This is a genomic window from Amycolatopsis sp. NPDC047767, from assembly GCF_040704195.1.
GTDB lineage: Bacteria > Actinomycetota > Actinomycetes > Mycobacteriales > Pseudonocardiaceae > Amycolatopsis.
In genome coordinates, this window is sequence record NZ_JBEYSJ010000025.1 from 77,106 (window position 1) to 89,782 (window position 12,677).

Annotated in this window: 10 protein-coding genes and 1 other RNA gene; 3 read left to right on the forward strand and 8 right to left on the reverse strand. The window is 71.7% G+C overall.

The window, feature by feature from the left end; translation table 11 throughout:
* Positions 1-3: 3 nt before the first annotated feature.
* The 5 genes from hutI to hutH are packed head-to-tail and all read right to left on the reverse strand — an operon-like array spanning position 4 to position 6,812.
* Positions 4-1,149 carry an imidazolonepropionase gene (gene hutI / locus AB0878_RS34640; protein ID WP_366584497.1) on the reverse strand — a complete coding sequence of 382 codons (1,146 nt, stop codon included), beginning with the start codon at positions 1,147-1,149 and terminating at the stop codon, positions 4-6.
* Positions 1,137-2,441, reverse strand: a complete 1,305-nt coding sequence (locus tag AB0878_RS34645) for a formimidoylglutamate deiminase (protein WP_366584499.1) — start codon at positions 2,439-2,441, stop codon at positions 1,137-1,139. Before AB0878_RS34645 ends, hutI begins: the two co-directional genes overlap by 13 nt.
* Entirely contained in the window at positions 2,438-3,634 is a 1,197-nt protein-coding gene (locus AB0878_RS34650; RefSeq protein WP_366584501.1) for an allantoate amidohydrolase, read from the reverse strand. Before AB0878_RS34650 ends, AB0878_RS34645 begins: the two co-directional genes overlap by 4 nt.
* Entirely contained in the window at positions 3,631-5,283 is a 1,653-nt protein-coding gene (gene hutU, locus AB0878_RS34655) for a urocanate hydratase (protein WP_366584503.1), read from the reverse strand. Before hutU ends, AB0878_RS34650 begins: the two co-directional genes overlap by 4 nt.
* Before the next feature lie 2 nt (positions 5,284-5,285).
* Positions 5,286-6,812 (reverse strand): histidine ammonia-lyase, encoded by a 1,527-nt coding sequence (gene hutH, locus AB0878_RS34660; RefSeq protein WP_366584505.1) that lies wholly within the window; start codon positions 6,810-6,812, stop codon positions 5,286-5,288.
* 141 nt (positions 6,813-6,953) lie between these two features.
* Between hutH and AB0878_RS34665 the strand changes: the two genes are divergently transcribed.
* The gene (locus AB0878_RS34665) at positions 6,954-7,739 is read left to right on the forward strand and encodes an IclR family transcriptional regulator (RefSeq protein ID WP_366584507.1); all 786 of its coding nucleotides are present in this window, start codon (positions 6,954-6,956) and stop codon (positions 7,737-7,739) included.
* 48 nt (positions 7,740-7,787) lie between these two features.
* Here the strand turns inward: AB0878_RS34665 and ggt are convergent, their stop codons facing one another.
* The 3 genes from ggt to ssrA all read right to left on the reverse strand — a co-directional run bounded on the left by ggt (position 7,788) and on the right by ssrA (position 10,637).
* A complete protein-coding gene (gene ggt / locus AB0878_RS34670; RefSeq protein WP_366584509.1) occupies positions 7,788-9,587 on the reverse strand; it encodes a gamma-glutamyltransferase in 1,800 nt (599 codons plus the stop codon).
* Between the two features lie 179 nt (positions 9,588-9,766).
* On the reverse strand, positions 9,767-10,024 hold the full coding sequence (locus tag AB0878_RS34675; RefSeq protein WP_366584511.1) for a hypothetical protein: 258 nt from the start codon (positions 10,022-10,024) through the stop codon (positions 9,767-9,769).
* Positions 10,025-10,264: 240 nt separating this feature from the next.
* Positions 10,265-10,637: a transfer-messenger RNA gene (gene ssrA, locus AB0878_RS34680) on the reverse strand.
* A gap of 185 nt (positions 10,638-10,822) precedes the next feature.
* Between ssrA and AB0878_RS34685 the strand changes: the two genes are divergently transcribed.
* Positions 10,823-11,509: a sensor domain-containing protein gene (locus AB0878_RS34685; RefSeq protein ID WP_366584513.1), complete on the forward strand. Its 687-nt coding sequence runs from the start codon at positions 10,823-10,825 to the stop codon at positions 11,507-11,509.
* On the forward strand, positions 11,506-12,639 hold the full coding sequence (locus AB0878_RS34690) for a sensor domain-containing protein (protein ID WP_366584515.1): 1,134 nt from the start codon (positions 11,506-11,508) through the stop codon (positions 12,637-12,639). Before AB0878_RS34685 ends, AB0878_RS34690 begins: the two co-directional genes overlap by 4 nt.
* Positions 12,640-12,677: the final 38 nt, after the last annotated feature.

Below are 12,677 nucleotides of genomic sequence, written 5' to 3' on the forward strand. Positions count from 1 at the left end.
GTTTCACGCCATCCGCTCACCCCGCCGCCACACCGAGTGCGTGAGCGGCACGCCCGGCCGGTAGGCCAGGTGCGTCACCGAAGGCGCGTCGAGCACGTGCACGTCGGCCCGCGCGCCCGGCCGCAGGTAGCCGACGTCGTCGCGCTGCAGCGCCCGCGCGCCCCCGGCGGTGGCCGACCACACGGCTTCCGCCACCGTCATGCGCATCTGCAGCACGGCCGTGGTCACGCAGAACGCCATCGACGTCGTGTACGAGCTGCCCGGATTCGCATTGCTGGCCAACGCGACCGTCGCGCCCGCGTCGAGCAGCCGCCGCGCCGGAGCCAGCGGTTGCCTTGTCGACAAATCGCACGCCGGCAGCAGCGTCGCCACCGTGTGCGACGCCGCCAGCGCCTCGACGTCCTCCTCACTCAGGTACGTGCAGTGGTCCACGCTCGCCGCACCCAGCTCCACCGCGAGCCGCACGCCAGGACCCTCGCCGAGCTGGTTGCCGTGCACCCGCAACCCCAGGCCACGCTCCGCCGCCGCCTTGAGCACCCGCGCCGACTGGGCCTCGTCGAATGCCCCCGTCTCGCAGAACACGTCGGCCCACCGCACGTGGGGCGCCACCGCCTCCAGCATCTCGCCGCACACGAGGTCCACATAGGACTCCGCGTCGGCGCCCGGCGGCACGAGGTGCGCGCCGAGGTAGGTGACCTCGTCGGCCACCGTCGCCGCGATCCGCGCCGAGCGCGCCTCGTCGGCGACAGTCAGCCCGTACCCGGTCTTGGTCTCCAGGCAGGTGGTGCCCTGCGCGGCCGCCTCCTCGACGTGCCGGCGCAGGTTCGCCGCCAGCTGCTCGTCGGAAGCCTCCCGCGTCGCCCCGACCGTGACGGCGATTCCGCCCGCGGTGTAAGGCTTTCCGGCCATCCGCGCTTCGAACTCGGCCGTGCGGTCACCCGCGAACACCAGGTGCGTGTGGCTGTCGACCCAGCCGGGCAGCACCGCCCGCCCCTCGACGTCCACGCGCTCGTCGGCCACCGGCGCCTGCGCGGCCGGCCCGGCCCACGCGACGACACCACCGTCGAGCACGAGCGCCGCATCGTGCAGCTGGCCCAGCTCGGGGTCGTTGGTGGTGAGCTCACCGATTCCCGTGATCAGAACTGCCACAGCGCCTCGATCTCCTCGGCCAGTACGGCCTCCGGTCGCTCCACGAGCAGGTGCGCGCCGTCGCGCACCACCTCGCGACCCGCTACCACGACGTGCCGCACGTCCGCGGCTCCCGCCGCGAACACCACTCCGGACGGCTCGATCCCCGCCGTCCGCACGGAATCCAGTGCCACCGTCACCAGATCCGCCCCGGCACCGACGGCCAGCCGGCCCACCTCCGGCCACCCGACGGACGCGTGATCGGTCCCCGCCGCCAGCAGTTCGTCGGCGGTGAAGCGGCCGCGTTCCTCGCTGGCCAAGCGGTCGTCCAGCTCCAGCGCGCGGGTCTCCTCGAACGCGTCGACCACCGCGTTGCTGTCGCTGCCGACACCCAGCCGCACGCCTGCGTCGAGCAGCCGCCGCGCGGGGCCGATGCCGTCGCCGAGGTCGCGCTCGGTCGTCGGGCAGAAGCACGCGGCGGACCGCGCGTCACCCAGCCACTTCACGTCCTGGTCGGTCAGGTGCGTCGCGTGGACGGCGACCAGCCGCTCACCCAGCACGCCATGCTCCTGCAGCAACCCGGTCGGCGTCCAGCCGTACGCCGCCTCGCACTGCTCGTTCTCCGCCCGCTGCTCGGAGAGGTGGATGTGCAACGGCCGATCGCCGGGCACACCCTCGTTCACGGTCGACAAATCGCCGGCCGGCACCGCCCGCACCGAGTGGATGGCTCCACCGACACGGAACAGCTCGTCTTCCGTCAGCGACGCCACCCGCGAAGCCCACTTCTCGGCCGAGCCGTCGGAAAACCGCTGCTGCACCTCGTCCGGCGGCACGTCGATCCCGCCCGAGAGGTAACACGTGTCGAGCAGCGTCAGCCTGATCCCCGCGTCTCGCGCGGCTTGCCGCAACGCGTCGCCCATCGCGTTCGGCGACGCGTATGGCTTCCCGCCCGGCGCGTGGTGCAGGTAGTGGAACTCGCCGACGCTCGTGTACCCGCCGAGCACCATCTCCGCGTAGACCCCGCGCGCGAGCCGGTAGTACGCCTCCGGATCGAGCCGCGCCGCCAGCGAGTACATTCGCTCGCGCCACGTCCAGAACGTGCCGCGCTCGTGGTGCGTCCGGCCCCGCAACGCCCGGTGGAACGCGTGCGAGTGCCCGTTGGCGAACCCGGGCAGCGTGAGCCCGACCAGGACGGTCCCGGACCTCCGCGTGCCCGGCGTGACCGACGTGATCCGCCCGTCGCGCACCACGAGCAGCACGGCCTCGGCGATCCCGCCGGGCAGCCAGGCCCGTTCGCACCAGTACGTGGTCATGCCGCCAGCCGCTCCAGCACCTCGGCGAGCGCCCGCGCGCCGGCCTCCACGTCGTCGGTCTCGGCGAACTCCTCCGGCGAGTGGCTGATGCCGGTGGGGTTGCGCACGTACAGCATCCCGGCGGGCACGAACCCGGCCAGGATCGCGGCGTCGTGGCCCGCGCCGGTCGGCAGCTCAGGCACCCCGCCGAGCCATCCCCCGAGGTCACGCCTCAGCTTCTCGTCGAACACGACGTCGTCGGAGTACGACTCGCGCGTGACGGTCAGCGAGCAGCCCTCCGCCTCCGCCGCGGCCCGAGCCACCTGCGAGATGTCCTCGACGAGCTCCGGCGTCACCGTGCCCGGTACGCGCGCGTCGAGCCACAGGTCCACAGTGGACGCGATGACGTTGGTGCCACCCGGCGTCGGCACGAGCCGGCCGACGGTCGCCCGCGCGTCCGCCCGCGTCTTCGCCAGTCGCCGCACCGCCACGACAGTCTCGGCCGCGGGCAGCATCGGATCCACGCGGTCGGCGATCAACGTAGCGCCGGCGTGATTTCCCTGGCCGGCGAACGAGAACCGCCACCGCCCGTGGGCGATCACCGTACTGCCGACCGCCACCGCCGAACCGAGGTCGATCAGGCCGCGGCCCTGCTCCACGTGCAGCTCCAGGAACCGGCCGATGAGCCCCAGCCGCTCCGGCTCCGCGCCGATCCGGTCCACGTCGAGGCCGGACTTCGCGGCCGCTTCCCAGAACGTGACGCCGTCGGGGTCGCGCAGCGCTCGCGCCTTGTCGGCGTCGATCGTGCCGGTCATCAACCGCGAGCCGAGACACGGCACGCCGAACCGGCCGCCCTCCTCCTCGGCGAACACGACCACCGCGAACGGCTTGGCCGGACGGAACCCCTTGTCCTGCAACGCTTCCACGGCCGCCAGCGCACTCGTCACGCCGAGCGGGCCGTCGAACGCGCCGCCGCCCGGCACCGAGTCGAGGTGGCTGCCGGTCACCACGGCGTCCGGCCCCGGCGCGCCCCACCAGGCCCAGAGGTTGCCGTTGCGGTCGGTCTCGACGTCCAGGCCCAGCCGCTGCGCGCGTTCGACGAACCACGTGCGCAGGTCGTGCTCCGGCGCGTCGAACGCGTGCCGTGAGTAGCCGCCGCGCTTCGCGTCGCGCCCGACGTCGGCGATCTCGCCGAGCAATCCGGTAGTGCTCACGCGTTGTCCCGCATCGGAATCCGCACGCCACGCTCGTCGGCGACCTCGGCGGCGTGGTCGTACCCGGCGTCGACGTGGCGGATCACGCCCATGCCCGGGTCGTTCGTGAGCACGCGCTCGAGCTTCTGCGCGGCCAGTGCCGTGCCGTCGGCGACGCTGACCTGGCCCGCGTGGATCGAGCGGCCCATGCCGACGCCACCACCGTGGTGGATCGACACCCAGCTCGCACCCGACGCGGTGTTGACCAGCGCGTTGAGCAGCGGCCAGTCGGCGATCGCGTCGGAGCCGTCGGCCATGGCCTCGGTCTCGCGGTACGGCGAGGCGACACTGCCGGAGTCGAGGTGGTCGCGCCCGATCACCACGGGCGCCTCGAGCTCACCGCTGGCCACCATCTCGTTGAACCGCAGGCCCGCGAGGTGGCGCTCGCCGTAGCCGAGCCAGCAGATCCGCGCCGGGAGCCCCTGGAACGCCACGCGTTCGCCGGCCATCTTGATCCAGCGGGCCAGGGACTCGTTCTCCGGGAACAGCTCCAGCATCGCGCGGTCGGTGGCCGCGATGTCCTCGGGGTCGCCCGAGAGCGCCGCCCAGCGGAACGGGCCGTTGCCCTCGCAGAACAGCGGGCGGATGTAGGCGGGCACGAAGCCGGGGAAGTCGAACGCGCGCTCGCAGCCGCCGAGCTTGGCCTCGCCGCGCAGGGAGTTGCCGTAGTCGAAGACCTCGGCGCCGGCGTCGAGGAAGCCGAGCATGGCGGTCACGTGGTCGGCCATGGACACGCGCGAGCGGTCGGTGAACTCGTCGGGCTTCTTGGCCGCGTAGTCGTGCCAGTCGTCCACGCTGACACCCTTGGGCAGGTACGACAGCGGGTCGTGCGCGGAAGTCTGGTCGGTGACGATGTCGACCTCGAGGCCGCGGCGCAGCAGCTCCGGCAGCACCTCGGCGGCGTTGCCGACCACGGCCACCGACAGCGGCCGGCGCTCCTTCTTCGCGGTGGTGACGCGCTTGATGGCGTCGTCGAGGTCGTCGGCCACCTCGTCGAGGTAACGCGTCTCGACGCGGCGGTGCGCGCGCTGCGGGTCGCATTCGACGACGAGCGCCACGCCGTCGTTCATGGTCACCGCGAGCGGCTGCGCCCCGCCCATGCCGCCGAGACCCGCGGTCACGGTGAGCGTGCCGCGCAGGCTGCCGCCGAACTTCTTCTTCGCGACGGCGGCGAACGTCTCGTAGGTGCCCTGCAGGATGCCCTGCGTGCCGATGTAGATCCACGAACCGGCCGTCATCTGGCCGTACATCGTGAGGCCCTGCTGCTCCAGGCGGCGGAACTCGGGCCAGGTCGCCCAGTCGCCGACCAGGTTCGAGTTCGCGATCAGCACCCGCGGCGCCCACTCGTGCGTGCGGAACACGCCCACGGGCTTGCCCGACTGCACGAGCAGCGTCTCGTCGTTGTCCAAAATGGTGAGTTCACGGGTGATCGCGTCGAAGCTCGGCCAGTTGCGGGCGGCCTTGCCGGTGCCGCCGTAGACGACCAGGTCCTCGGGCCGCTCGGCGACCTCGGGGTCGAGGTTGTTGTGGAACATCCGCAGCGCGGCCTCGGTCTGCCACGACTTCGCGGTGAGCTGCGTGCCGCGGGCGGCACGGACGGTGCGAGACATTCTCAGACCTCCAGACGGGCGGCGGCCAGGACGGCGCCGGAGCGGACGAGTTCTTCGGCGGCCGCGATCTCGGGCGCCAGGTGCCGGTCGGGGCCCGGGCCCTCGACCTTCGTGCGGAGCAGGTCGCGCACCGCGCCGGTGACCGGCGACGGTTCGAGCGGCGAGCGGAAGTCGAGCGCACGGGCGGCGGTGAGCAGCTCGACCGCCAGGACGGTGGTCAGGCCGTCGACGGCCTTGCGCAGCTTGCGCGCCGCGGACCAGCCCATGGAGACGTGGTCCTCCTGCATCGCGCTGCTCGGGATGGAGTCGACCGACGCCGGCACCGCGAGCCGCTTCAGCTCGCTGACCACCGCGGCCTGCGTGTACTGCGCGATCATGTGCCCGGAGTCCACGCCCGGGTCGTGGGCGAGGAACGGCGGCAGGCCGGCCGACCGTGCTTTGTCGAGCATCCGGTCGGTGCGCCGCTCGGCAATGCTGGCGACGTCGGCGACCGGGATCGCGAGGAAGTCGAGCACGTAAGCCACGGGCGCGCCGTGGAAGTTGCCGTTGGACTCGACGCGGCCGTCGGCCAGCACCACGGGATTGTCCACAGCGGACCGCAGCTCGCGGTCGGCCACGAACTCGGCGTGGGCGAGCGTGTCCCGTGCGGCGCCGTGGACCTGCGGGGCGCACCGCAGCGAGTACGCGTCCTGCACGCGGTTGCAGTCGGGCCCGCGATGGCTTTCGACGATCTTCGAGCCCTGCAGCGCCGCGAACATCCGCGCCGCGCTGACGGCCTGGCCGGGGTGCGGCCGCAGCGCCTGCAGGTCGGCGGCGAAGGCCCGGTCGGTGCCGAGCAGTGCCTCGACGCTCATCGCCGCGGTGAGGTCCGCGACGTCCAGCAGGTTGTGCAGGTCGGCGGCCGCGAGCAGCAGCATGCCGAGCATGCCGTCGGTGCCGTTGGTGAGCGCCAGGCCTTCCTTCTCGGCCAGCACGACGGGCGCGATGCCGGCCGCTTTCAGCGCCTCGGCCGCGGGCTTGCGCGCACCCTCGTGGTCGACCTCGCCCTCCCCCATCAACGCGAGCGCGATGGCCGCCAGCGGCGCGAGGTCACCCGAGCAGCCGAGCGAGCCGTACTCGTGGACGACGGGGGTGATCCCCGCGTTGAGCAGGGCCGCAAGCGTTTGCGCCGTCTCCGGTCGCACGCCGGTGTAACCGCTCGCGAGCGTGCGCAGGCGCAGCAGCATCAGCGAGCGCACGACCTCCGCCTCCACCGCCGGCCCCGCGCCCGCGGCGTGCGAGCGGATGAGGCTGCGTTGTAGCGCGGTGCGGCTCTCCACGGGGATGTGGCGCGTCGCGAGCGCACCGAAGCCCGTCGAGACGCCATACGTGGGCGAGGTCGCGTGCGCGAGGTCCTCGATGTGCTGGCGGGTGGCGGCGAGGTTCTTCTCGGCCGCCTCGGTGAGCCCGACGTGCGCGTGCCCGCGGACGACGTCGACGACGTCGGACGCGGTGATCGGCTTCGAGCCCAAGAGCACTGGTTCCGGCATGTCAGCCATTGAAACAACGATCAGCGCCCCGGCGGGAGTGCGGAGTTGGCGGTAGCGTCTGGTATCCAAGACACAGCGAGGTTGGAGCTTCGCTGCGTGGCACGAGTGTCCCGTTCGTGCCACCCGGTCGAAAGGAGCGAGGTGAGCAGTTCGGACGTGCCCGCCCTGCGCAACGGCCTCGCTGTGCTGCGGCTGCTCGCGGGCCACGCCGGACCGGTGTCCGCGGCGGCGGTCGCCAGGGACCTGTACCTGCCGCGGTCGACGACGTACCACCTGCTCAACGAGCTCGTCGCCGCCGGTTTCGTGGTCCACCTCCCGGCCGAGCGCCGCTACGGCCTCGGGATCGCCGCGTTCGAGCTCGGGTCGGCGTACCTGCGCCACGACCCGCTCGAACGGCTGGCCGCGCCGCTGCTGCGCAAGCTCGTGGACCGCGTCGGGCACACCGCGCACCTGGGTGTGCTGCACGGGAACGAGTCGCTGTACCTGATCAAGGAACGGCCGCCCCGGCCGGAAACCCTGGTCACCGACGTCGGCGTGCGGCTGCCCGGGCAGCTCACGGCGTCGGGACGGGCGATCCTGAACCACCTGCCGGCCGCCCACGTCCGCGCGCTGTTCCCGATGGCGGCGTCGTTTGTGCTGCGGACCCGGCGCGGACCGGATTCGCTGGCCGCGCTGCGCCGGACGCTGGCCGCGGAACGGCGGCTGGGCTGGGCGGTCGAGGACGGTCACGTGACGGACGGGTTCGCCTCCGTCGCGTCGCCCGTGTTCGACCACGGGGCGCGGCCGATGGCGTCGATTTCCGTGACGCTGCGGCATCTCTGCCCGGACGACGGGCCGTGCGGCGAGACGTTCCCGGAGTTCGCGGCGGCCGTCGCGGAGACGGCCGCGGAGCTGACGAGCCGGATCGGCGGCACGAAGCCGCAGTGAAAAGGCCCGCTCCGCCGGGCTGGCGAAGCGGGCCTTTCGACGAGTGGATCAGCGGTGCGAAGAGATCACCATCGCCGAGGTGCCGCCCCGGCGGACGGGCTCACCGGCCGCCAGGATCTTGCCGCCCGGCTTGAACTCCAGCCCGGCCGCGACACCGATGGAACTGACCTGGCTGAAGCTCTGCCCCAGCGCTTCGAGCCCCTTCGTGGTGGGCAGCGCCAGGAACGCCGGCTCCGCGTCGGACGTCTTCGCGTTGCGCTGCGACGCACGCGGCGCGGCGATCGCGTCCGGCAGGCTCATGCCGAGGTCGAGGCGGTTGACCAGGACCTGCAGCACGGTCGTGATGATCGTGGCGCCGCCCGGGGAACCGACGGCGAGCACGGGCTTGCCGTCCTTGAGCACGATCGTCGGGGACATGCTGGAGCGCGGACGCTTGCCGCCGGCCGGCAGGTTCGGGTCGGGCGCGGTGCCCTGGGTGGGGGTGAAGTTGAAGTCGGTGAGCTCGTTGTTGAGCAGGAAACCGCGGCCGGAGACCGTGATGCCGCTGCCGGCGAGCTGCTCGATCGTGTTGGTGTAGGAGACGATGTTGCCCCACTTGTCGCTGACGACGAAGTGGTTGGTGTGCTGCTCGTTGCTGTCGGACGACGCGGCGGGCGCGGTGGTGCAGCCGCCCTTGTGGGAGTACGGGTCACCGGGCGCGACGGGGCTCTGACCGGCCTTGTTCGGGTCGATCTGGCACGCGCGCGTGGCCGCGAACTGCTTCGACAGCAGCTGCTGCTGCGGCACCTTCACGTACCGCGAGTCGCCGATGTACCGGTTGCGGTCGGCGAACGCGAGGCGGCTGGCCTCCAGGTAGTGGTGCAGCGCCTGCGTGCGGTCCATCTTGGACAGGTTGTAGTTGCCGAGGATGTTCAGCGACTCCCCGACGGTGATGCCGCCGCTGGACGACGGGGCCATGCCGTAGACGTCGTAGCCGCGGTAGTTCACGCGCGTCGGCGAACCGTCGAGCGCGCGGTAGTCGCGCAGGTCCGACAGCTCCATCGGACCGGACATCGGCTTGATCGGCGCGCCCTTCGCGAGCGGCGGGTTCTGCACGGTCTTGACGAGGTCGCGGCCGACGGAACCGCCGTAGAACGCGCCGATACCCTGGCGGCTGATCTGGCGGTAGGTGTCGGCGAGGTCCGGGTTGCGGAACACGGAGCCGACCTTCGGCACCTCGCCGCCCGGCAGGAACAGCGCGGCGCTGGGCGCGAAGTGCGACAGCTTGTCCTTGACCGAGGCGGTTTCCGAGGCGAACTCGGGGTTCACCACGAAGCCGCGCTCCGCCACCTGCACGGCGGGCTTGAGGTTGTCGGCGAGGCTGAACTTCCCCCAGCGTTGCAGCGCGCGCTGCCACGTGGCGAGCATCCCGGGCACGCCGACCGACCGGCCGCTCTCCACGGCGGTCTCGAAGTCGTAGGCCTTGCCGGTGGCCGGGTCGACGAACATGTCGGACCCGTCGGCCGCCGGCGTGGTCTCGCGCCCGTCGATGGTGGACACGCGCTTGGTCTTGGCGTCGTAGTAGACGAAGTACCCACCACCACCAGGCCCGGCGACATACGGGTCGGTCACCCCGAGCGTCGAGGCCACGGCGACCGCGGCGTCGGCCGCCGTGCCGCCCTTGCGCAGGACGTCGATGCCCGCCTGCGTGGACTCGACGGTGTCCGACACGACCGCCCCGCCGTACCCCTCGGCGACCGGCTGCTTGCCCCCTTGCTGAGGCTGGGCCCCGGCCGCGGGCACCGCCACCCCCGCCGCCACCCCCACGGCCAGCAGAACGATGAGACTCCGACTCCGACGACGGCGCATTGGCACTCCCTTTCTCAGACCACCCACGGCCTTCCGGGACTCCCGACGAGGTACGGACCACACCACGCGCTCGCCGGTGAGCTTCGTGGTCGGAGGTTTACCACCCGCCGGGGTTCGACAGGAAGCTGACTTGACGCGGATTTAGGGTGGTTGCTCCGTACGCCCACTCTGCCGCGGTTTCAAACCTTTCGCAGCGGGGGCAGCAACCTGAACTCGTAGTACTTCATCGACGGGTGCACGGTCACGAAGTACCCGCGGCTGCGCGCCACCTGCTCGACGTCCGCCCGCGCCAACCCACACTCGGCCATTCGCAGGTACACCGCCGAGCGCCCGTCCAGACTCTCCGCCAGCCGCCGCACCTGCTCTTCGCCCGGCCGCACACTCCGCCGCGCCCGAACCACGACCATGCCCAACCCCGCCGCCACAGCCCCCACCATGACAACCACCCCGACCACCTCGACAAAACCCCGCACGGCCCAGACCCCCACACCCCGGCTACGCACCCCACCCGCGCCCCAGGCCCCCACCCTCACCACCCACACCCGGCCACGCAACCCAACCCACCCGATGGGGGTCCGGGGGCCCGCCCCCGGGCGGGGTCTGGGGGTCGCACCCCCAGAAAACACCCGACACAAGAAAACCGGCTCACGCTCCCAGTGAGCATGAGCCGGCCATTCTTGTGGAGGTGCCGGGAATTGAACCCGGGTCCTCTAGCGCCTTGACAGGGCTTCTCCGTGTGCAGTCCACTCTGTCTCTACTTGGCCCCTTCAGTCACGTGAACAAGCTGAAGTGACGAGCCCAGCCACTGTTTGCTTCCCAACCAGGACCCGTGGCCGGGACTGGCGGTGAGCCTCCTAGCTGATGCCGGCTACCGGGTCGGAGGCGATCCCGGGCCGACAGACTCACTCTGCTACTTAGGCAGCAAGAGCGAAGTCGCGCTGGCTATTGGCCTTGGCGCTTATTGGTTTGCGATGACGCTTGCGGTGGTCTCTCGCCTGCACCGACACGCTTCCCCTGACTCAACGTCCAGAGTCGAAACCGTTCACCCCCTTGTAGGTGCTACATAACCTGACCATCATAACGCGTGCGGCAACCTGGTTGATTCCCGGAGGCGCGGAGCCCGCCGGCGCGAGGTGGGGCTGGCCCTACCCGCAACATGCCCGCGCGCCCCATTCAGGCGAGGGCCTCCCGAAGCGATGCTGAGCAGGTCGTTCGCTTGGAGAAGGAGCCCCGCCATGGTCACCGTGTCCGCCGTGAGGAGGCGCCACCCGCCGTTGGGTCGGGCGCTGGCGTTTCTGCTGCTCAACCTGCCCCTGGGCATCGTGTCGTTCGTCCTCATCACGGTGCTGCTCTCGGCCGGCGCCGGGACGCTCGTCGTGTGGCTGGGGGTGCCGCTGCTGGGGTTGCTCGTCCTGCTGGCCCGGGGCGCTGGGCGGATGGAGCGCGCGCGGGTGTTTTCGCTGCTCGACACCTACGTGGACAGCCCGTACCTGCCGTTGCCGCCGACCGGGCAGCGGGCTCGCTGGACCCGGCGGCTGAAGGACGGTGCCACGTGGCGTGACCTCAGCTACTTCTTCCTGCTGTTCCCGGTCGGTCTCGCCGAGTTCGTGCTGGTCGTGACGTTCTGGGCGACGAGCCTGGGCTTGGTCGCGCTGCCGATCTACTACCGCTTCCTGCCCGAGGGCGCCTGGTACTTCCCGGGATACGATGTGCGGTGGCTCACCGTCGACTCGACGGTGGCCGCGCTGCCCTGGGCGGCGCTGGGGGTGCTGTTCGCCGCCCTGTCCGTGGCGTTGACCAGGGGCCTGGCGGCGTTGCACGGCGGTCTCGCCGTGGCTCTGCTGCGGCCGACCGTGTCCCAGCGCCGGCGCATGGAGCGCTCGTGGCAGGAAATCGACGAGACGAGCACGGTGACCGGATGACCACGGAGCAGCAGCTGCCGGACCATCCCCGGCCGAACCCCGCGCGCACGATCGTCTACATGATCACGAGCTTCGTGTTCCGCCTGGTCCAGTTCGTGCTCATCGTGGTGGGCGCGACGGTCGGCGTCGGCACGGTCGTGGTCTGGGTCGGGTTCCCGATCCTGCTCGCGACCACGGCGTTCGTCCGCTGGTCGGGCGACGCGGAGCGCCGCTGGGCGCGCACGATGCTGCGGACGCCGCTCACGAAGGTCGAGCGGCTGCCGCTCGCGGGCCAGTCGATGACGCGCCGCTGGCTCACCCGGCTCACCGACCCGACGACGTGGCGCGACCTCGCGTACCTGATGATCGCGTTCCCGCTGGCCGTCGCGGAGCTGCCGGTGGCGATCGCGTCGATCGTGCTGCTGCCGATGGCCATCTGGGTGACGCCGTGGCTCGGCTGGCTCCACGGCAACCTCGCCCTGTCCCTCCTGGGTCCGAACCGCACGAAGAAGCTCGAAGAGAAGGCCGAGCACCTGCAGGCGTCGCGGGCCCGCGGCGTCGACGCGGCCGAGGCCGAGCGCCGGCGCATCGAGCGCGACCTGCACGACGGCGCGCAGCAGCGGCTCGTCGCCGTCGCCATGAGCCTCGGCCGGGCGAAGTCTAAGTTCGACAACGACCCCGCCGCCGTGCGCGACCTCATCGACGAGGCCCACGCCGACGCCAAACTCGCCGTCTCCGAGCTGCGCGACCTCGCCCGCGGCATCTACCCCGCCGTGCTCGGCGACCGCGGCCTCGACGCGGCGCTCTCAGCCCAGGCAGCGAAGTCGCCGATTCCGGTCGATGTCAGCGTGAACGTCGAGCCCCGCCCGCCGGCCGCGGTGGAGACCACTGCGTACTTCATCGTCGGCGAGACGCTCACCAACATCGCCAAGCACTCCGGCGCCACCGAAGCCGTCGTGAAGGTGTGGCGCAGCGAAACGCATGTGATCGTCGAGATCACTGACAACGGGCACGGCGGCGCCGAGGTGCGTCCGGGCGGCGGGCTCGCGGGCCTCGCCGACCGCGCCGCGACCATCGACGGCGTGATCACCGTGGTCAGCCCCGTCGGCGGACCGACCGTGATCCGGGCGGACCTGCCGTGCCAATGGTGACCCGCTCGTGAGTGAATAGCCCCGGAGCTTTTCTCTCA

Coding starts and splice junctions, on each gene's coding strand:
- AB0878_RS34645 (WP_366584499.1), bottom strand. CDS start 2,441: ATGACCACGTACTGGTGCGAACGGGCCTGGCTGCCCGGCGGGATCGCC.
- hutU (WP_366584503.1), bottom strand. CDS start 5,283: ATGTCTCGCACCGTCCGTGCCGCCCGCGGCACGCAGCTCACCGCGAAG.
- hutH (WP_366584505.1), bottom strand. CDS start 6,812: ATGCCGGAACCAGTGCTCTTGGGCTCGAAGCCGATCACCGCGTCCGAC.
- ggt (WP_366584509.1), bottom strand. CDS start 9,587: ATGCGCCGTCGTCGGAGTCGGAGTCTCATCGTTCTGCTGGCCGTGGGG.
- AB0878_RS34675 (WP_366584511.1), bottom strand. CDS start 10,024: ATGGTGGGGGCTGTGGCGGCGGGGTTGGGCATGGTCGTGGTTCGGGCG.
- AB0878_RS34685 (WP_366584513.1), top strand. CDS start 10,823: ATGGTCACCGTGTCCGCCGTGAGGAGGCGCCACCCGCCGTTGGGTCGG.
- AB0878_RS34690 (WP_366584515.1), top strand. CDS start 11,506: ATGACCACGGAGCAGCAGCTGCCGGACCATCCCCGGCCGAACCCCGCG.